Raw genomic sequence first — 18,608 nt, 5'->3', positions numbered from 1 at the left:
TCCCGGTCAGTGGAGGCGCATTATAGGGAGTTCTCAGAAGGCCGCAACCCCTAAATGCAAAAAACTTTTCAACCGTTCAAACATTAACCAATAACGGCTTTTTAGGATATTTATTAGCCAAAAAAGTGGGGTTTTAAGGCTATGGAAGATGCAAATCCCACAAGCCCGGTCCTAAATAGATAACAAAAAGGGAGCGGTACGCCGCTCCCTTTCTACTTATTGCTCTAAATAGCCGTTACTGTCGGGCAACGATATGCTCGTTTTCCACATCCAGCGTCACCAGTTTGCCCGGGATCAGCTTGCCGGAAAGGATTTGCTGCGCCAACGGGTTCTCGATTTCCTGCTGAATAGCGCGTTTCAACGGACGCGCGCCATAAACAGGGTCATAACCGGTTTGGCCTAACAGTGCCAATGCAGAATCGGTCATGGTGACTTCGTAACCACGTTCCTCAAGACGCTTGTACAGACGCGCCAGCTGAATCTTGGCAATCTCTGCAATATGCTTCTGGCCGAGCGGGTGGAACACTACCACCTCATCTATACGGTTGATGAATTCAGGACGGAAATGATGGGTAACCATTTCCATAACCGATTCTTTCATCTGCGCATAGTTCATCTGACCAAAGTGTTCCTGTATCAGGTCAGACCCAAGGTTAGAGGTCATGATCACCACGGTATTGCGGAAATCAACGGTACGCCCCTGACCATCGGTCAGTCGCCCGTCATCCAATACCTGCAACAGAATGTTGAATACATCCGGATGCGCTTTCTCCACTTCATCCAGCAGGATCACTGAATAAGGCCGACGGCGCACGGCCTCGGTCAGATAACCGCCCTCTTCATAACCAACGTAGCCTGGAGGCGCCCCCACCAGCCGCGATACCGAATGTTTCTCCATAAACTCGGACATATCGATACGCACCATCGCATCGTCACTGTCGAACAGGAACGATGCCAACGCTTTGCAAAGCTCGGTTTTACCTACCCCGGTCGGGCCGAGGAACAGGAACGAGCCGATCGGCCGGTTAGGGTCAGACAATCCCGCCCGGCTGCGGCGGATTGCATTGGATACCGCAGTGACCGCTTCATCCTGGCCAATCACCCGCGAATGCAGTTCCTGCTCCAGACGCAACAGTTTGTCACGCTCGCCCTCCAACATTCTGGCTACCGGAATACCGGTGGCGCGCGCCAGTACTTCAGCGATTTCCGCGTCAGTCACCCGGTTACGCAGTAGCTTCATGGTTTTGCCTTCGGCCTGCGTAGCAGCGGCGAGCTGTTTTTCCAGTTCAGGGATCTTGCCATACTGCAGTTCAGACATGCGCCCCAGATCGCCGACGCGACGCGCCTGCTCCAGAGTGATCTTGGCCTGCTCCAGCTCCGCCTTTATATTCTGGGTGCCGGAGAGCGAAGCTTTCTCGGCTTTCCACTCTTCTTCCAACTCTGAATATTCGCGCTCTTTCTGCTCCAACTCACTGCTGAGCATTTCCAGGCGTTTCTTGCTGGCGTCATCCGACTCTTTGTTCAGAGCCTGCTGTTCCAGTTTGAGCTGAATAATGCGGCGTTCCAGCCTGTCGAGCGATTCCGGTTTGGAGTCCATCTGCATGCGGATACTTGACGCCGCCTCATCGATCAGGTCAATAGCCTTATCCGGCAACTGACGATCGGAGATATAACGGTGTGACAGCGTGGCCGCAGCAACTATTGCCGGGTCGGTGATCTGCACATGGTGGTGCAGCTCGTAACGCTCTTTCAGGCCGCGCAGGATAGCAATGGTATCTTCGACGCTCGGCTCAGCCACATAGACCTTCTGGAAACGACGTTCAAGCGCCGCATCCTTCTCTATATACTGACGGTACTCGTTCAACGTGGTTGCGCCAACGCAATGCAGCTCCCCACGCGCCAGCGCAGGTTTCAGCATGTTGCCGGCATCCATTGCGCCATCGGCCTTGCCCGCACCGACCATGGTATGCAACTCATCGATAAACAGAATGACGCTGCCTTCCTGTTTTGACAGATCGCTCAGTACGCCTTTGAGTCGCTCTTCAAATTCACCGCGGTATTTGGCCCCGGCGATCAGCGCCCCCATGTCGAGGGACAACACGCGTTTGTGCTTCAGGCCTTCAGGCACTTCACCATTGATGATGCGCTGCGCCAGACCTTCGACAATAGCGGTTTTACCCACGCCAGGCTCACCGATCAGCACCGGGTTATTCTTGGTACGGCGTTGCAACACCTGAATGGTGCGGCGGATCTCTTCGTCACGACCGATAACCGGGTCAAGTTTGCCCTGTTCGGCACGCTCGGTCAGATCGATAGTGTACTTCTTCAACGCCTGACGCTGATCTTCAGCACCCTGATCTTCCACGCTGTCACCACCCCGCATTTGCTCAATGGCCTTACTGATTTTATCGGCTGTTGCTCCGGCGGCTTTCAGCAGATCGGTCAAGGTTCCGCGATCTTCAAGCACCGCCAGGACGAACAGTTCGGAAGAAATGAATTTGTCCGCCCGCTTTTGCGCCAGCTTGTCGCACAGGTTCAGAACGCGTACCAGCTCATGGGACGGTTGAACGTCACCACCGGTGCCTTCAACCTGAGGCAGACGTGACAAAGCCTGTTCGATTTCGGTGCGCACGCGCCCGCTATCGATACCGGCTGAAGTTAATAGTGGACGAACCGTGCCCCCTTCCTGAGTAAGCAGAGCGCTCATCAGATGTAACGGTTCCATAAACTGGTTGTCGTGCCCAAGGGCTAAAGATTGGGCATCGGCGAGGGCAAGCTGGAATTTATTGGTAAGACGATCCAGACGCATAACACCTCCAATGTAGGTCAAAATTGCTACTGGAGATTAAATGAGGTCATCCCTCAAATTTTCAAGGTTATTTCGACACTATATTATCAGTACAACGTCATGCGTCAGTGGACCGTCCTAATTCAATAGGTTATATCAGCCAGATTAAACTTGCCATACGTCCGGTTACTCCATCGCGTCGATAGGAGAAAAATTGACTGATTTCGCTAACCGTACAGCGATCACCGCCGTAGATGAGTTTTACGCCGGCGTGCTGCAGGCGCTGGCGAGCCAACAGGTAGATATCCGCCAGGAACTTATCGCCGTGCGGGATAAAAGCGGCGGCCGCAGCGCTATCCACTGCCATAAATGCGGCACGCACCTCGGGCCCCACTTCAAACTGCTGCGGACCGATTGCCGGACCAAGCCAAGCGCTGATGTGGGCCGGCTCAGCGGCAAAGGCTGCCAAAGTCTGTTCCAGCACGCCACTGCAAAGCCCTCGCCAACCGGCGTGGGCAGCAGCAACTTCATCGCCTGCGCGTGAGCAGAACAACACAGGCAAGCAGTCCGCCGTCATCACCGTACACACCTGCCCCGGCACGTTGCTGTATACGGCATCCGCGCGCAGGTCAGTTGGGATTTGCCCATCCAGCCGCACTACGCGAGTACCGTGAACCTGTTCCAGCCAAACCGGCATTTGCGGCAGACTTGCGCCCGCCACCAACCGTTCACGGTTAAGCTCCACCGCGGACGCAGCATCCCCGACATGGGTGCCGAGGTTGAGCGAATCATACGGCGGTTGGCTAATACCGCCAGCGCGGGTGGTGCTGCAGGCTTTTACCCCTGCAGGCAACGACCAATCAGGCAGGATAAAGGAGTCCATTACCAATTCATCTGATCTTTGAATTCTTCGGTATCAACCTTCAGCGCGTTAATCAGGTCGACCATATCCTGTGGAAGCGGCGCATGCCACTCCATCTGGATACCGCTGATTGGATGATATAAGCGCAGCATGGTGGCATGCAGCGCCTGGCGATCGAAACCGCGCAGCGTAGCAATAAACGCCTCCGATGCGCCTTTCGGCGGACGTGGGCGGCCACCGTACAGCTGATCGCCTACCAGCGGATGGTTGATGTGCGACATATGCACGCGAATCTGGTGGGTACGACCGGTTTCCAGACGCAAGCGCAAACGGGTATGCGCACGGAAGTGCTCCATAATGCGGTAATGCGTCACCGCCGGTTTGCCCATCGGGTGCACCGCCATATGCGTGCGCTTGGTGGAGTGGCGGGAAATCGGCTCTTCAACGGTACCGCCGGCGGTCATGGTGCCAATAGCGACCGCTTCGTATTCACGGGTGATTTCACGCGCCTGCAACGCCTCGACCAGACGGGTTTGCGCCGGAACGGTTTTCGCCACCACCATCAGGCCTGTAGTGTCTTTGTCCAGACGGTGTACGATGCCGGCACGCGGCACGTCTGCGATTTCCGGATAGTAATACAGCAGCGCGTTGAGCACCGTACCATCAGGGTTGCCGGCGCCAGGGTGCACAACCAGGTCACGCGGCTTGTTGATCACTAAAATGTCACTGTCTTCGTAGACGATATTCAGTGCGATATCCTGCGGTTCCCAACGGGCTTCTTCTTCTATCTGGGCATCAATGGCGACCGTCTCTCCCCCCAGCACTTTCTCTTTCGGTTTGTTCGTCGTTTTGCCATTAACCTGTACCCGATCGTCCAGGATCCATTCTTTTATGCGAGATCGTGAATAATCAGGGAACAATTCGGCCAAAGCCTGATCTAAACGTTGTCCGAGTTGAGATTCGGCCACCGTTGCGGTGAGTTGTACTTGTTGTGCCATATGCAGCTTCTTCGTTAACGTTGGGTTTTCACGGCGATGCCGTTTAATATAATGTGCTATTGTACCTGGTCTTTGTCGGGAGCTTAACGGACAGTCTCCCGGAATAACACCCTGAGGATAATCAAAACGTCATGACGCGTATGAAATATCTGGTGGCGGCAGCCACGTTGAGCCTGGCGCTGGCAGGTTGCTCCACATCCAAGGATGCGGTTCCCGACAACCCACCTTCGGAAATCTATGCTACTGCCCAGCAAAAACTGCAGGACGGTAACTTTAAGGGCGCGATTACGCAACTCGAAGCGTTAGATAACCGCTATCCTTTCGGGCCGTACTCCCAGCAGGTTCAATTGGACCTGATTTATGCCTATTATAAATCTGCCGATTTACCGCTGGCTCAGGCGTCTATCGATCGTTTCATGCGTTTGAACCCAACGCACCCGAACATCGACTACGTGATGTACATGCGTGGTCTGACCGATATGGCGCTGGATGACAGTGCGTTGCAAGGCTTCTTCGGGGTCGATCGTTCAGACCGCGATCCACAGCATGCTCGCGCTGCTTTTCGCGATTTCAGCCAGCTGATTCAGCAATATCCGAACAGCCAGTATGTAACCGATGCCAACAAGCGTCTGGTGTATCTGAAAGACCGCCTGGCCAAATATGAGCTTTCGGTGGTGGAATACTACACTAAACGCGGTGCTTACGTCGCGGTCGTTAATCGTGCCGAGCAGATGTTGCGTGAATATCCGGATACCCAGGCAACGCGCGACGCCCTGCCTCTGATGGAAAACGCTTACAAACAGCTGCAGTTGAACGGCCAGGCCGACAAAGTGGCCAAAGTGATCGCCGCCAATCCGTCATAAACGGATTGGTCATAGCAGAAAAACAAAACGGCAGCTTCGGCTGCCGTTTTCATTTGCTGCACATTTGACCAGGGTTTGAAAAATACACAAGCAAAAACACGGCATTAGCAAGATTGCGCAACCGCTTATCCTCTCAATAATGCGCGTTCTACTCTCAAGACTCAAGCGTTAGATGGCCGATTCAAATGCTGAATCACAGATTGAATTAACTTTGCAAAAAGTGACAAAAAAACGTGATTTTCATCACGCATTTAAACAAAAAGCGGGGTATGCTGGGGTCATCCAAGACGGAAAGACAGAGAGGTAAGTTATATGACATTGAACATTACCAGCAAACAAATGGATATCACTCCCGCAATTCGCAGTCACGTCGAAGACCGTCTCACCAAACTGGAAAAATGGCAGGCCCAGTTGATTAACCCGCATATCGTTTTATCCAAAGAACCTAAAGGGTTTGTAGCTGATGCCACCATTACCACCCCTAACGGCCCGCTGGTCGCCAGCGCAAAACATGAAGACATGTACACCGCCGTTAACGATCTGATCGCCAAGCTGGAGCGTCAGTTGAATAAGGTTCAGCATAAAGGCGAAGCGCGCCGCGCCGCCGCCAGCGTAAAAGACATTGTTCCGGAAGTTGAGCCCGAACAGGAATAACCCTTTGGTGGCTGTTTCACATCAAACGCGCCTGAGGGCGCGTTTTTTGTCTGGTTTTTTTATTGACAGAGATAAAAGCCTGCGGTTACTTTAAAACCTGTCTCGCGCTCATTTTGGATAACACATGGCCCGCAAACCGTTTTTCTTCGCATTCTTTTTTACCTTCCCCTGATTGGGAGGCGTTTCGTCGTGTGATAAAGAATGCGAAGACGAACAGCAAAGCCTCCTGAAACAGGAGGCTTTTTTTATGGCTATTTACGACGTATAAAAATACAAGGCAGAAGCTGATTATGACAGACACCCCGTTACTCGTGCTGCGCGAACGCATCAGCGCACTGGATCTCAAACTGCTGGCACTGCTGGCAGAGCGCCGTGAGCTGGCGGTTGAGGTGGGAAAAACCAAGTTGCATTCCCTTCGCCCCATCAGAGATAAAGAACGCGAGCGAGACCTGCTGGATGCGTTAATCGCCGCCGCCAAACCCTACGATCTCGACGGCTTTTACGTTACCCGCCTGTTCCAGTTGATTATTGAAGACTCGGTGTTGACCCAGCAAGCGCTGTTGCAGCATCAGCTTAATCAAATCAGTCAGCATTCTGCTCGCATCGCTTTCCTTGGACCTAAAGGTTCCTATTCGCACCTGGCCGCTCGCCAATATGCCGCTCGCCATTTCGACCAGCTGATTGAATGCGGCTGCCATAAATTCCAGGACATTTTCACCCAGGTCGAAACCGGCCAGGCGGATTACGCCATCCTGCCGATTGAAAATACCAGTTCCGGGTCGATCAACGACGTCTACGATCTGCTGCAGCACACCAGCCTGTCGATCGTTGGCGAACTGACCAATCCAATCGATCACTGCGTCCTGGTGGCCAATAACACCGACTTGAACCAGATCGAAACCGTGTACAGCCACCCGCAGCCGTTCCAGCAATGCAGCCAGTTTATTAATCGCTACCCGCACTGGAAAATCGAGTACTGCGAGAGCACCGCGGCAGCAATGGAAAAAGTCGCCAAACTGAACTCGCCTAAAGCTGCGGCATTGGGCAGCGAGGCTGGCGGCGCACTGTATGGCCTGCAGGTGCTGGAACACAATCTGGCGAACCAACAACAGAATATTACCCGCTTCATCGTGTTGGCGCGCAAGGCCATTGACGTGTCTGAACAGGTGCCGGCCAAGACCACCCTGATTATGGCCACCGGCCAGCAGTCAGGCGCTCTGGTTGAAGCGCTGTTGGTGCTGCGTGACAACGGCATCATCATGACCAAGCTGGAGTCCCGTCCAATTAACGGCAATCCGTGGGAAGAGATGTTTTATATCGATGTGCAGGCGAACCTGCGTTCTGAAGCGATGCAAAAAGCCTTGAAAGATCTGACGCCGATTACCCGTTCGCTGAAGGTACTGGGCTGTTATCCCAGCGACAGCGTGGTACCGGTCAATCCGTCCTGAGTGAGATAAAAAAGGGTTCGGCACAGCCGAACCCTGATAACTTATTGCCGGCTGTCATTCGCCTGCCGCAACAGTGAGCGGCTTTCTACCAGGAAGCGTTGGGCGTAGTCGCCAAACCAGTCCTCGACCTTCTGGAAGCTTTGGATAAACGCCTGTTTATCTCCATGCTCAAGCAACTTTATCGCCTCGCCAAAACGCTGGTAGTAGCGTTTAATCAGCGCAATATTCTCTTCCGACGACATGATGATATCCGCATACAACTGCGGGTCCTGAGCAAAGAGCCGCCCAACCATCGCCAGCTCCAGCCTGTAGATTGGCGAAGACAGCGCCAGCAACTGTTCCAGTTGAACGTTCTCTTCCGCCAGATGCAGCCCATAGGCAAAGGTCGCGAAATGGCGGAGCGCCTGGATAAACGCCATATTCTGATCGTGCTCAACCGCGCTGATGCGATGCAAACGCGCACCCCACACCTGCAACTGTTCCAGCAACCACTGATAGGCTTCCGGTTGGCGGCCATCGCAATACACCACCACCTGCTTGGCCACGCTGCCCACATCCGGCCCGAACATCGGGTGCAGCCCCACTACCGGGCCGCCATGTGCCGCAAGCATGGCATTCAGCGGACGATTCTTCACCGAAGCCAGATCGACAAGAATACAATCCGCCGGCAACGGCGGCAGCCGCTCAATCACCTGTTCGGTTACGTGAATAGGCACGCTGACAATGACCATGCCGGCATCCGCCAACAACGCGTCGGCCTGCGGCCAATCTTCCTGATCCAGTACCTTGACCTGGTAGCCAGACAAAGTCAGCAGACGATTGAACAACCGCCCCATTTGACCGTTACCGCCGATAATCACAATCGGGCGCAGCTGCGGACACAGGGTTTTAAAGCCTTTGTCATTCTCGCTGACGTAAGACTCGCGCATCACGCGGCGCAGTACGTCTTCGATCAGATCCGGCGGCACGCCAAGGTTTTCCGCTTCTTTACGGCGCGAGGCCAGCATCGCCGCCTCACGCTCGGGAACGTATACCGGTAACCCGTGGTGGCTTTTAACCTCGCCCACTTCCGCCACCAGTTGCAGGCGTTTCGCCAGCAACTCAAGCAGCGCTTTATCCACTTCGTCGATTTGATCGCGCAACGCGGTCAGTTCAGCCACCATAACTTACTACTCTCCAGTGCGTGCCGTCAGCGCAGCGCCGAGTTCCTGGTGCATATGGCGCAGCAGCGTCTCTGTACTCTCCCAGTTAATGCAGGCGTCAGTAACAGAAACACCGTAGCGCATATCTGCACGCGGTTGCTCAGAAGACTGGCTGCCTTCATGCAGGTGGCTTTCCAGCATAATGCCGGTGATCGAACGGTTACCCGCTTTGATCTGCTCAACCACGGACTCGGCAACTGCCGGCTGACGGCGATAGTCTTTATTCGAGTTGCCATGGCTGCAATCTATCATCAAGGACGGGTGGAGTCCCGCGTCCTGCATCTGTTTTTCGCAGGCTGCAACGTGCTCGGCACTGTAGTTGGGCGTTTTACCGCCGCGCAGGATCACGTGGCCATCCGGATTCCCCTGAGTTTGCAGCAGGCACACCTGACCCGCCTGATTGATGCCGACAAACCGGTGCGGCATTGCCGCTGCGCGCATGGCGTTAATTGCCGTACCCAGGCTGCCATCGGTACCGTTTTTGAAGCCTACCGGCATTGACAACCCTGAAGCCATCTCACGGTGAGTTTGTGATTCAGTGGTACGGGCGCCAATCGCTGACCAACTGAACAAATCCCCCAGGTATTGCGGGCTGTTCGGATCCAACGCCTCGGTCGCCAACGGCAACCCCATTCCGACCAGGTCAAGCAACAGGCGACGCGCGATGTGCAAACCTGCCTCAACGTCAAACGAACCATCCATGTACGGATCGTTAATCAGGCCTTTCCAGCCGACGGTAGTCCGCGGTTTCTCAAAATAGACACGCATAACGATATACAGCTGATCGCTCAATTCAGCCGACAGGGTTTTCAAATGACGGGCGTAATCCAGTGCCGCATCCGGATCGTGGATAGAACAAGGACCGCACACCACCAACAGGCGGTGATCGCGCCCCTGCAAGATATCGGCGATGGTTTTGCGCGCAGTGGCGATTTCATTTTCATCGTTGGCGCTAAGCGGGAACTGGTTCTTCAATTCTTCCGGAGTGATCAGAATTTGTTCTGCACTGATATGTACGTTATTGAGCGCGTCTTTTTGCATGATGCTATTCCTGTCGTTTGCCGTTATGCGTAAGCGTGAGGAGAACGTTGAGCGTTTCAGAGCCTTACCCTACCATGAACTGTAAAGTTTTCAATCCGAAATCTGTAAATAATAAATTACCACCCTAATCACAAGTCAGAAACCCACCATAAATACGACAATAAAATTCAATCAATTAATTGATTTTAAATAAATAAAAACAAAATACACCAATACCATCGCCCCTCTGCTTTACGGTTCCACCTAAAGAACGCTCCAGCTAATTTTGTAAATTAAAGTTTACAACAGGCATTACAATAAAAGGCAGGCTGGCGCGGAGTTTCCGCCAGACTATAGCGGCGGGTTTTGTTGCCAACAGGCGACAACTCCCCCCAAAACCCATCAAACCTTAAGGGCACCTAGCATGATATGCCAGCAGAAGGGGTTAATTAAGTAGAAGAAAAATGAATAAGTGAGGATGAAAAATTTAAAACTTAAGCTAATCGCGGCTATTTTTGTCGCAATGCGGAATCGTTATAATGTGACCGTTATCACCTATAATCACTCTTAACAACTGGATCCAAAATGCTCTCTTCACGCGCTCGTCGCGCTATTCCGCTAGTCATCAGTTGCTTGACTGCCTTCACCAGCATTTCAGCCTTTGCCGACAATACGCTTTTCACCGCGATGGACGATCCGGCCACCGCTAAAAAACCGTTTGAAGGCAATGTCCAGGCCGGGTACAACTCCCAGTCAGGCAACTCACAAAGCTCTACCCTGTTGGCCAATACCAGCATGACCTGGTTTAACAGCGATGCTGCCTACAGCCTGTGGGGAGCCGCCAACAACACCACGTCTTCCAACGTGCGCTCATCGGAAAAGTATCAGGCCGGCGGCCGTACCCGTTATAACCTGTCGGATCGCAACTATCTGTTCGGCCAGGCAAGTTGGTTGAGCGATCGCTTCAACGGTTACGACTCTCGCTCCACTGCAACGGGTGGTTACGGCCGTCAACTGCTCAACGGGCCACTCAGCGATCTACGGGTCGAATTTGGTCCGGGCGTACGTCATGATGAATATCATGGCGGTGGTCGTTCAACGAAAGCGCTGGCTTACGGCGCAGCCAACTATTCATATCAGTTGACCGACACGACCAAGTTCTCCGAAGGCGTTTCGGCGCTGGCTAACGAAGAAACCACGCTGAACTCCGAGACTGCATTGAGCGTCGCGATTAACGACAAGTTCTCGCTGCGCCTGGCTTACACCGTGACTTACAACAGCAAGCCACCGGCGTCTGCGCCGAAAAACACCGACACCACCACCTCGGTCTCACTGGTTTACGGTCTGTAATTCTTCTAAGCCCGATCCTGCCAAGCCCATCATTGATGGGCTTTTTTTATGTCCAAACTCTCCCATTAAACATTTTGCTAAAAAAAGCATTCACACCCTTGACGACTTTAGCAAATAGCTTAATACTGTATGCATACACAGTAGTTATTAAACAGGAACGGAGCATGGGCAATCTTAATGCTCACCGCAAGACATTGCCCCTAACGCCGCTATTGCCGTCAGGATGGCTCATATAGGTACCTCAGGCAAACAACAGTGGGATTGAAGCAATGGAGAAAGTCACTTCATTTATTACTTACGCTATAGCGCTATTTCTCGCTTGGTTGGGCAAGCTTTCGCCCCAAGACCTCGCATTTTTGGTCGGCGCTGCAGTCGGAATTGGCACCTTTCTGGTGAACTGGTATTACCGGCGAAAAAGCCTGCAGGTTCTCAAGGCTATAGAGCAAAACGCCCTATCTCGAAGGAGAATTTACGATGAGCTCAATCGTTAAACGTTGTGTCGCTGCAACTATCCTGGCGATAGCGATGCTGATACCGCAGTTCGAGCAGGTTAAGACCTCAGAGAACGGGCTAAAACTGATTACTGACTTTGAGGGATGCCGACTGTCACCCTATCAGTGTGATGCGGGCGTGTGGACGCAAGGTGTAGGACACACCGCTGGAGTGATCCCTGGTGCCACTATCACCGAGGAAACGGCCGCGGCAGATTTTCTGACGGATGTCCGACGTATAGAACAAGGTGTGGCGAGTTGTATACCTCAAGCCTTACCGCAAGAGATTTATGATGCAGTAATCGCTTTTGCCTTCAACGTAGGCGTAAACGCCGCCTGCGGCTCCACGCTGGCCTATTTTCTCAATCAGCATCTGTGGCAACAGGCATGCGATCAGTTACCACGTTGGATCTACATCAATGGCAAAAAGAGTAAAGGGTTGGAACGACGGCGTGCGGAGGAGCGCAAATTGTGTCTCAAAGGTGCTGGACGCGCCTCTTGACCACCATCCTTCGATGCTGGTTCGTTATTTAATCTATTGATTATAATTTAATTTATTGCAAGGGGGTTTCTATGATGCACTGTCCACTATGCGGTAACGTGGCCCATACTCGCTCCAGCCGCTATCTGAGTGAGTCGACCAAGGAGCGCTATCATCAATGCCAGAACATTAACTGCAGCTGCACCTTCGCCACTCATGAATCTGTTGCGCGGGTTATCGTAAAACCCGGTGATATCATTCCGGCTCAGCCGCACCCGGAGAAAGGCAAACAGCGCGCTGCCGCACTCTAATGCATAGCCTGCGACAGCAGGCTTTTTTATGCCCGCAAAAATCAACCTTCATCGCGCATTCGCGAAAAACAATCTTGCATATACAATATTCAAACAACAAACATAAAAAAAGGGGTTGGCATATTGCCAACCCCTTCATAGCTATTAACTTTTGGATGCAGCGTTAGCCGACGCGGTTCAGACGCTCTTTGATACGAGCAGACTTACCAGTACGCTCACGCAGATAGTACAGTTTGGCTTTACGAACGGCACCACGACGTTTAACAGTAATGCTGTCGATTACTGGGGAGTGAGTCTGGAATACACGCTCAACACCTTCGCCGTTGGAAATCTTACGAACAGTGAATGCAGAGTGCAGACCGCGGTTACGGATAGCGATAACCACGCCCTCGAATGCCTGCAGACGTTTTTTGCTACCTTCAACGACCCATACCTTCACTTCCACGGAATCACCCGGACGGAATGCAGGTACGTCTTGCTTCATCTGCTCTTGTTCAATTTGCTTAATAATGTTGCTCATAATATGTCTCTTACCCTAGGTAAACTGATATATCGGTCCCGTCGAGCCGGATGCTCAGACGTTCCCTTCATAGTCCTGCTGCTTGGCCTGATGTTCCCGTTGGAACTCAGCCAGCAACACCGCTTGCTCGTCAGTCAGAGCTAGGCTTTCTAGAAGTTCAGGTCTTCTAAGCCAGGTACGGCCCAGCGACTGCTTTAAGCGCCAGCGACGTATCTCGGCATGGTTGCCCGACAGTAAAACCGGCGGAACCTCCATCCCTTCCAACACCTCAGGACGGGTATAGTGCGGGCAGTCCAGCAATCCATCGGCAAAAGAATCCTCTTCTGCTGAAGCCTGATGACCCAGTACACCCGGTATAAAACGGGCGACAGAATCGATCAGGGTCATTGCCGGCAGTTCCCCGCCGCTGAGAACGTAATCGCCGATTGACCATTCTTCATCAATTTCGGTTTGGATTACGCGCTCGTCTATCCCTTCATAACGGCCACAAACCAGAATCATCTTCGGGTTGGCCGCCAGTTCGCACACGCCGGTTTGATCCAGCTTGCGCCCCTGAGGTGACAGATAAATCACCTTTGCTCCCTCGCCTGCCGCTGCTTTTGCTGCATGAATGGCCTCCCGCAAGGGTTGCACCATCATCAGCATTCCCGGGCCGCCGCCATAAGGGCGATCGTCCACGGTACGATGCCGGTCGTAGGTGAAGTCACGCGGACTCCAACACTGCACGCTCAGCAGGCCATTTTTTACTGCCCGGCCAGTCACCCCATAATCGGTGATCGCGCGGAACATCTCAGGAAACAGGCTTACAATCCCAATGAACACAAGCCAATCCCCATTCCGTTATTCCACTTGTTTCGACCGTTTAATTCGGAGGTCAAAAACCAGGATCCCAATCTGCTTCAATCACGCGAGCAGTGAGATCGACTTTCTTGATAACCTGCCCATGAAGAAACGGGACCAACCGCTCCTTCATGCCGAACGCATCCTTCAGGTTAGCTTTCACAACCATCACATCGTTCGAACCGGTTTCCATCATATCGACGACTTTACCCAGTTCGTAGCCGGTGGTAGTGACTACCTGGCAGCCCATAAGGTCTTTCCAGTAGTAATCATCACCGTCCAGCGCGGGAAGTTGTTCCGAATCCACGATAATCTCGCGATTGGTCAGTAGATTCGCAGCATCCCGATCGTCAATGCCTTTGACTTTGATGATCAGGTCCTGACTGTGGCGCTTCCAGTCTTCCAACTCGACAAGCTGCCATTGACCCGCCTGCTGGATAAACCACGGCTGATAGTCAAAAATGCTTTCGGCGTTCTCGGTGGATGAAAATACTCTGAGCCAACCACGGATGCCGTAAGTAGACCCCATTTTACCGAGTACAATCGGCTGCTTAGGTGCTACCGGTTTGAGTTGCTTGCTCATTGCCACCACCGCGACAGATTAAGCTGCTTTCTTAGCGTCTTTGATCAGCGCGTGAACGCGATCAGAAACGGTTGCACCCAAGCCGACCCAATGTTCGATGCGGTCCAGGTCCAGACGCAGTGCTTCAGCCTGACCAGATGCGATCGGGTTGAAGAAGCCTACGCGCTCGATGAAGCGACCATCACGAGCATTGCGGCTGTCGGTCACTACTACTTGATAGAACGGACGCTTTTTAGCGCCGCCACGTGCCAAACGAATTGTTACCATAACATCCTCTTTAGTTAATAAAACAGCCGGGCCCCATTGAGGGAACGGGGCCCGGTTGCAATATAAAAAGCCCGAAAATTTTACTCATTTTGGCGCAAAAAGCAATCTAAAGCGTAGATCACCGTCAACAACTTTTTGCGGCCAGCAATATTTCGGGCGGTTTTTGCCGCGAACGGCAAATGCTTAAACACGCTCACCCCAGAGGGCAAGCGCCTGTCAGCGGCCTGGGAAGCCCGGCGGCATCATGCCTTTCATGCCGCGCATCATCTTCGCCATTCCGCCTTTCTTCATCTTTTTCATCATGCGTTGCATTTCGTCGAACTGCTTCAACAAGCGGTTGACGTCCTGCACCTGCATGCCGGAACCCATCGCAATGCGGCGTTTACGCGAGCCTTTGATGATTTCCGGCTTGGCGCGCTCTTTCAACGTCATCGAGTTGATGATCGCCTCCATGCGCACCAGCACTTTATCGTCCATCTGCGATTTCACATTGTCCGGCAATTGGCCGGCACCGGGCAATTTGCTCAGCATGTTGGCCATGCCGCCCATGTTACGCATCTGCTTCAACTGCTCCAGGAAGTCGGTCAGATCGAAACCGTCACCCTTCTTCAGCTTGTTAGCCAGTTTCTCCGCTTGCTCGCGATCGACTTTGCTTTCGATATCTTCGATCAGCGACAGGACGTCGCCCATGCCGAGAATACGTGACGCCACGCGGTCTGGATGGAATGGCTCCAGCGCGTCGGTCTTCTCACCCACGCCGAGGAACTTGATGGGTTTGCCGGTAATGTGGCGGATCGACAGCGCAGCACCGCCACGCGCGTCGCCGTCGACCTTGGTCAGCACCACGCCGGTCAGCTGCAGCGCTTCGTTAAAGGCCTTGGCCGTATTGGCGGCGTCCTGACCGGTCATGGCATCGACCACAAACAGGGTTTCCACCGGCTTGATCGCCGCATGAACCTGTTTGATCTCGTCCATCATCGCTTCGTCTACGTGCAAACGGCCGGCGGTATCGACGATCAGCACGTCGTAGAATTTCAGCTTGGCCTGCTGTAACGCACGGTTAACGATGTCGATCGGCTTTTCTTTGACATCCGACGGGAAGAAATCGATGCCGACACCTTCCGCCAACGTTTCCAACTGCCTGATCGCCGCAGGACGGTAAACGTCCGCGGAAACCACCAACACTTTTTTCTTCTGTTTTTCTTTCAGGAATTTGCCGAGCTTGGCGACGCTGGTAGTTTTACCGGCACCCTGCAGGCCCGCCATCAGCACCACGGCCGGCGGTTGCGCAGCCAGGTTCAGCTCGGTATTCACTTCGCCCATCGCGGCAATCAGCTCGCTCTTGACGATCTTGACGAATTCTTGCCCCGGCGTCAGGCTTTTATTGACCTCATGCCCCACCGCGCTCTCTTTGACGCGGTTGATAAAGTCGCGCACCACCGGCAGCGCAACGTCCGCTTCCAGCAACGCCATGCGCACTTCTCGCAGGGTATCCTTGATATTCTCTTCGGTCAGCCGCCCACGGCCGCTGATATTGCGCAGTGTGCGCGACAATCGATCGGTTAAATTTTCAAACATCGTCTCATGCTCAACGTGTAATGACAGGCCGCTTTGGCGACACAATTGCGGCGATGATAACACGAAGCGCACAGGATCTCTGCCTCAGCGTTGGAGATCGGTTGGAGTGGGACGCGCTCAACGCTATACTGGCAATCCAATTAACCATGCCGAAGCAAAATTAAACGCTATGCCAGTTTTCTCCATTGTGGCTTTGATCGCCTACCTGCTCAGCCTTGGACTGATTATTCCCAGCTTGTTGCGGAAGAACAGCGCATACCGTCGGCTTGCTATCGTCTCGGCGGTGGTGGCGCTAATTTGCCATGCCATCGCACTGCAGCAACGCATCTTTGACGTCAATACCGGGCAAAATCTCAGCCTGCTGAACATCGGCTCTATCGTCAGCCTGATCATTTGTTCGATCATGACCTTTGTCGCTTCGCGCAACCGCGGCTGGTTCTTGCTGCCCATTGTTTACAGCTTTGCGATGATCAATCTGGCCTTCGCCAGCTTTATGCCGGGCGAGTTTATCACCCACCTGGAAGCCAGCCCGGAGCTGATGGTGCATATCGGCCTGGCTCTGTTCTCCTACGCTACGCTGATTATCGCCGCATTGTATGCGCTGCAACTGGCCTGGCTGGACTACCTGCTAAAAAACAAAAAGCTCTCCTTCAGCGCCGACATGCCACCGTTGATGAGCATCGAACGCAAAATGTTCCACATCACCCAGATCGGCGTAGTATTACTCACGCTCACGCTGTGCACCGGCCTGCTTTATATGGATAACCTGTTCAGCAAAGAGAACGTGCACAAAGCTGTGCTGTCCATCATGGCCTGGTTTGTGTACATCGTTCTGCTGTGGGGCCATTATCATGAAGGTTGGCGCGGCCGCCGCGTCGTTTGGTTCAGCTTTGCCGGCGCCTTTTTACTGACGTTGGCCTACTTCGGCAGCCGTCTGATTCAACAAGTCATGGTGCGCTAGCCGCCTCGGGCCATCTTTCTCCCTATATAAGGAATACCGCGTTGGAGCATGTTTCGACAGGGACCCTGATCATTATTCTGGTGATCATGATTGTGGTCTCCGCTTACTTCTCAGCATCCGAAACCGGCATGATGACGCTCAACCGCTATCGTCTCCGTCATCTTTCCAAGCAGGGTAGCCGCTCTGCGCGCCGGGTCGAGAAACTGCTGCAAAAACCGGATCGCCTGATTGGTCTGGTATTGATCGGCAATAACCTGGTGAACATTCTCGCATCGGCCCTGGGGACCATCGTCGGTATGCGCCTGTATGGCGACCTCGGCGTGGCCATCGCCACCGGCATATTGACGCTCGCCGTGCTGTTGTTCGCCGAAGTGCTGCCAAAAACCTTCGCCGCGCTGTATCCGGAACGCATCGCCTTCCCCAGCAGCTTTTTACTGGCGCCGCTGCAGAAGATAATGTTCCCGCTAGTGTGGCTGCTCAATGGCATCACCACGCTGATATTGCGTGTGTTCGGTATCCGCACCAACGTGCGCGTCAGCGATGCGGTGAGCAAGGACGAACTGCGTACCATCGTCAATGAATCCCACTCGCAGATTTCCCGCCGCAATCAGGACATGCTGATCTCGGTGCTGGACCTGGAAAAGGTGACGGTTGATGACATCATGGTACCGCGCAACGAAATCGTCGGCATCGACGTCAACGACGACTGGAAGTCGATCATGCGCCAGCTTACCCACTCGCCGCACGGCCGCATCGTGCTGTATCGCAGCTCGTTGGATGACGCCATCGGCATGCTGCGGGTGCGTGAAGCGTACCGCCTGATGACCGAGAAGAAAGAGTTCAACAAAGAGAACCTGCTGCGCGCCGCTGATGAAATTTACTATGTGCCTGAAGGCACGCCGCTCAATGTTCAACTGGTGAAATTCCAGCGGAACAAAGAGAAAGTCGGCATCGTGGTGGACGAATACGGTGATATTCAGGGGCTGGTAACGGTGGAAGATATTCTGGAGGAGATCGTAGGCGATTTCACGACCTCCATGTCACCCACGCTGGCGGAAGAAGTTAATCCGCAGAGCGACGGATCCGTGCTGATAGACGGTACTGCCAACGTGCGCGAGTTAAACAAGGCGTTCAACTGGACGCTGCCGGCCAGCGAAGCGCGTACCATTAACGGCATGCTGCTGGAAGAGCTGGAAGAGATCCCCGAGATCGGTACCCGTGTGCGGGTAAGTCACTATGACGTGGATATCCTCGACGTGCAGGACAACATGATCAAACAGGTGCGAGTCACGCCGATAAAGTCGCTGCAATCCAGCGTTCAACAACGCTGATTGCCCGCCAGAAAGAAAAAAGACGCGAACCTCGCGTCTTTTTTTATCGCTGTAGCCAGG

20 protein-coding genes and 1 other annotated feature are annotated in these 18,608 nt (G+C 53.4%); of the genes, 10 read left to right on the top strand and 10 right to left on the bottom strand.

The annotated features are described in order from the left end of the window. Positions 1-235: 235 nt before the first annotated feature. The 3 genes from clpB to rluD form a co-directional block, all read right to left on the bottom strand. On the bottom strand, positions 236-2,809 hold the full coding sequence (gene clpB / locus JK621_RS03040; RefSeq protein WP_212558585.1) for an ATP-dependent chaperone ClpB: 2,574 nt from the start codon (positions 2,807-2,809) through the stop codon (positions 236-238). Positions 2,810-2,939: 130 nt separating this feature from the next. Further along, the gene (yfiH, locus tag JK621_RS03035) at positions 2,940-3,671 is read right to left on the bottom strand and encodes a purine nucleoside phosphorylase YfiH (RefSeq protein ID WP_212558584.1); all 732 of its coding nucleotides are present in this window, start codon (positions 3,669-3,671) and stop codon (positions 2,940-2,942) included. Further along, positions 3,671-4,648 carry a 23S rRNA pseudouridine(1911/1915/1917) synthase RluD gene (gene rluD, locus JK621_RS03030; RefSeq protein ID WP_065505914.1) on the bottom strand — a complete coding sequence of 326 codons (978 nt, stop codon included), beginning with the start codon at positions 4,646-4,648 and terminating at the stop codon, positions 3,671-3,673. Before rluD ends, yfiH begins: the two co-directional genes overlap by 1 nt. A gap of 131 nt (positions 4,649-4,779) precedes the next feature. Between rluD and bamD the strand changes: the two genes are divergently transcribed. The 4 genes from bamD (at position 4,780) to pheA (ending at position 7,613) form a co-directional block, all read left to right on the top strand. Continuing rightward, a complete protein-coding gene (gene bamD / locus JK621_RS03025; protein WP_126480394.1) occupies positions 4,780-5,511 on the top strand; it encodes an outer membrane protein assembly factor BamD in 732 nt (243 codons plus the stop codon). A gap of 312 nt (positions 5,512-5,823) precedes the next feature. Continuing rightward, the gene (gene raiA, locus JK621_RS03020) at positions 5,824-6,165 is read left to right on the top strand and encodes a ribosome-associated translation inhibitor RaiA (protein WP_004950387.1); all 342 of its coding nucleotides are present in this window, start codon (positions 5,824-5,826) and stop codon (positions 6,163-6,165) included. 123 nt (positions 6,166-6,288) lie between these two features. Beyond that, positions 6,289-6,414 (top strand) — a sequence feature (Phe leader region). Beyond that, positions 6,290-6,337, top strand: coding sequence for a hypothetical protein (locus tag JK621_RS03015; RefSeq protein WP_193378397.1), 48 nt, complete (start codon positions 6,290-6,292; stop codon positions 6,335-6,337). (Overlaps the previous feature by 48 nt.) Positions 6,415-6,455: 41 nt before the next feature. Continuing rightward, positions 6,456-7,613 (top strand): bifunctional chorismate mutase/prephenate dehydratase, encoded by a 1,158-nt coding sequence (gene pheA, locus JK621_RS03010; protein WP_212558583.1) that lies wholly within the window; start codon positions 6,456-6,458, stop codon positions 7,611-7,613. 41 nt (positions 7,614-7,654) lie between these two features. Here the strand turns inward: pheA and tyrA are convergent, their stop codons facing one another. Beyond that, entirely contained in the window at positions 7,655-8,776 is a 1,122-nt protein-coding gene (tyrA, locus tag JK621_RS03005; protein WP_013811571.1) for a bifunctional chorismate mutase/prephenate dehydrogenase, read from the bottom strand. A gap of 6 nt (positions 8,777-8,782) precedes the next feature. After that, positions 8,783-9,856 carry a 3-deoxy-7-phosphoheptulonate synthase gene (locus JK621_RS03000; RefSeq protein ID WP_065505910.1) on the bottom strand — a complete coding sequence of 358 codons (1,074 nt, stop codon included), beginning with the start codon at positions 9,854-9,856 and terminating at the stop codon, positions 8,783-8,785. A 564-nt stretch (positions 9,857-10,420) separates the two neighbouring features. On the opposite strand from JK621_RS03000, the gene JK621_RS02995 reads away from it, so the two are divergent. The 4 genes from JK621_RS02995 (at position 10,421) to JK621_RS02980 (ending at position 12,468) form a co-directional block, all read left to right on the top strand. Beyond that, positions 10,421-11,185: a DUF481 domain-containing protein gene (locus tag JK621_RS02995; protein ID WP_212558582.1), complete on the top strand. Its 765-nt coding sequence runs from the start codon at positions 10,421-10,423 to the stop codon at positions 11,183-11,185. 269 nt (positions 11,186-11,454) lie between these two features. Continuing rightward, positions 11,455-11,676: an HP1 family phage holin gene (locus JK621_RS02990; RefSeq protein WP_212558581.1), complete on the top strand. Its 222-nt coding sequence runs from the start codon at positions 11,455-11,457 to the stop codon at positions 11,674-11,676. Beyond that, on the top strand, positions 11,660-12,178 hold the full coding sequence (locus JK621_RS02985) for a lysozyme (protein ID WP_212558580.1): 519 nt from the start codon (positions 11,660-11,662) through the stop codon (positions 12,176-12,178). Before JK621_RS02990 ends, JK621_RS02985 begins: the two co-directional genes overlap by 17 nt. 71 nt (positions 12,179-12,249) lie before the next feature. After that, positions 12,250-12,468 carry a DNA-binding transcriptional regulator gene (locus JK621_RS02980; protein WP_004950376.1) on the top strand — a complete coding sequence of 73 codons (219 nt, stop codon included), beginning with the start codon at positions 12,250-12,252 and terminating at the stop codon, positions 12,466-12,468. Positions 12,469-12,631: 163 nt separating this feature from the next. Here JK621_RS02980 and rplS read toward each other — a convergent pair whose 3' ends face one another. From rplS to ffh, 5 genes are all read right to left on the bottom strand, one after another. Next, the gene (gene rplS / locus JK621_RS02975) at positions 12,632-12,988 is read right to left on the bottom strand and encodes a 50S ribosomal protein L19 (protein ID WP_004950372.1); all 357 of its coding nucleotides are present in this window, start codon (positions 12,986-12,988) and stop codon (positions 12,632-12,634) included. Between the two features lie 54 nt (positions 12,989-13,042). Then, complete coding sequence (gene trmD / locus JK621_RS02970; RefSeq protein ID WP_212558579.1) at positions 13,043-13,810, bottom strand: tRNA (guanosine(37)-N1)-methyltransferase TrmD; 768 nt, start codon at positions 13,808-13,810, stop codon at positions 13,043-13,045. Between the two features lie 52 nt (positions 13,811-13,862). After that, a complete protein-coding gene (gene rimM, locus JK621_RS02965; protein WP_212558578.1) occupies positions 13,863-14,411 on the bottom strand; it encodes a ribosome maturation factor RimM in 549 nt (182 codons plus the stop codon). An 18-nt stretch (positions 14,412-14,429) separates the two neighbouring features. Further along, entirely contained in the window at positions 14,430-14,678 is a 249-nt protein-coding gene (gene rpsP / locus JK621_RS02960) for a 30S ribosomal protein S16 (RefSeq protein WP_004932501.1), read from the bottom strand. Positions 14,679-14,894: 216 nt separating this feature from the next. Further along, the gene (gene ffh, locus JK621_RS02955; protein WP_212558577.1) at positions 14,895-16,256 is read right to left on the bottom strand and encodes a signal recognition particle protein; all 1,362 of its coding nucleotides are present in this window, start codon (positions 16,254-16,256) and stop codon (positions 14,895-14,897) included. A 169-nt stretch (positions 16,257-16,425) separates the two neighbouring features. On the opposite strand from ffh, the gene JK621_RS02950 reads away from it, so the two are divergent. Further along, entirely contained in the window at positions 16,426-17,217 is a 792-nt protein-coding gene (locus JK621_RS02950) for a cytochrome C assembly family protein (RefSeq protein WP_065505888.1), read from the top strand. Between the two features lie 41 nt (positions 17,218-17,258). Next, positions 17,259-18,548 carry an HlyC/CorC family transporter gene (locus tag JK621_RS02945; RefSeq protein WP_212558576.1) on the top strand — a complete coding sequence of 430 codons (1,290 nt, stop codon included), beginning with the start codon at positions 17,259-17,261 and terminating at the stop codon, positions 18,546-18,548. Positions 18,549-18,608: the final 60 nt, after the last annotated feature.

The organism is Serratia plymuthica, assembly GCF_018336935.1.
GTDB lineage: Bacteria > Pseudomonadota > Gammaproteobacteria > Enterobacterales > Enterobacteriaceae > Serratia > Serratia plymuthica_B.
The sequence above is the reverse complement of the archived record's forward strand: the minus strand, read 5'-3'. Positions and strand labels throughout refer to the sequence as shown.

Coding starts and splice junctions, on each gene's coding strand:
- clpB (WP_212558585.1), bottom strand. CDS start 2,809: ATGCGTCTGGATCGTCTTACCAATAAATTCCAGCTTGCCCTCGCCGAT.
- yfiH (WP_212558584.1), bottom strand. CDS start 3,671: ATGGACTCCTTTATCCTGCCTGATTGGTCGTTGCCTGCAGGGGTAAAA.
- rluD (WP_065505914.1), bottom strand. CDS start 4,648: ATGGCACAACAAGTACAACTCACCGCAACGGTGGCCGAATCTCAACTC.
- bamD (WP_126480394.1), top strand. CDS start 4,780: ATGACGCGTATGAAATATCTGGTGGCGGCAGCCACGTTGAGCCTGGCG.
- raiA (WP_004950387.1), top strand. CDS start 5,824: ATGACATTGAACATTACCAGCAAACAAATGGATATCACTCCCGCAATT.
- pheA (WP_212558583.1), top strand. CDS start 6,456: ATGACAGACACCCCGTTACTCGTGCTGCGCGAACGCATCAGCGCACTG.
- tyrA (WP_013811571.1), bottom strand. CDS start 8,776: ATGGTGGCTGAACTGACCGCGTTGCGCGATCAAATCGACGAAGTGGAT.
- JK621_RS03000 (WP_065505910.1), bottom strand. CDS start 9,856: ATGCAAAAAGACGCGCTCAATAACGTACATATCAGTGCAGAACAAATT.
- JK621_RS02995 (WP_212558582.1), top strand. CDS start 10,421: ATGCTCTCTTCACGCGCTCGTCGCGCTATTCCGCTAGTCATCAGTTGC.
- JK621_RS02990 (WP_212558581.1), top strand. CDS start 11,455: ATGGAGAAAGTCACTTCATTTATTACTTACGCTATAGCGCTATTTCTC.
- JK621_RS02985 (WP_212558580.1), top strand. CDS start 11,660: ATGAGCTCAATCGTTAAACGTTGTGTCGCTGCAACTATCCTGGCGATA.
- JK621_RS02980 (WP_004950376.1), top strand. CDS start 12,250: ATGATGCACTGTCCACTATGCGGTAACGTGGCCCATACTCGCTCCAGC.
- rplS (WP_004950372.1), bottom strand. CDS start 12,988: ATGAGCAACATTATTAAGCAAATTGAACAAGAGCAGATGAAGCAAGAC.
- rimM (WP_212558578.1), bottom strand. CDS start 14,411: ATGAGCAAGCAACTCAAACCGGTAGCACCTAAGCAGCCGATTGTACTC.
- rpsP (WP_004932501.1), bottom strand. CDS start 14,678: ATGGTAACAATTCGTTTGGCACGTGGCGGCGCTAAAAAGCGTCCGTTC.
- ffh (WP_212558577.1), bottom strand. CDS start 16,256: ATGTTTGAAAATTTAACCGATCGATTGTCGCGCACACTGCGCAATATC.
- JK621_RS02950 (WP_065505888.1), top strand. CDS start 16,426: ATGCCAGTTTTCTCCATTGTGGCTTTGATCGCCTACCTGCTCAGCCTT.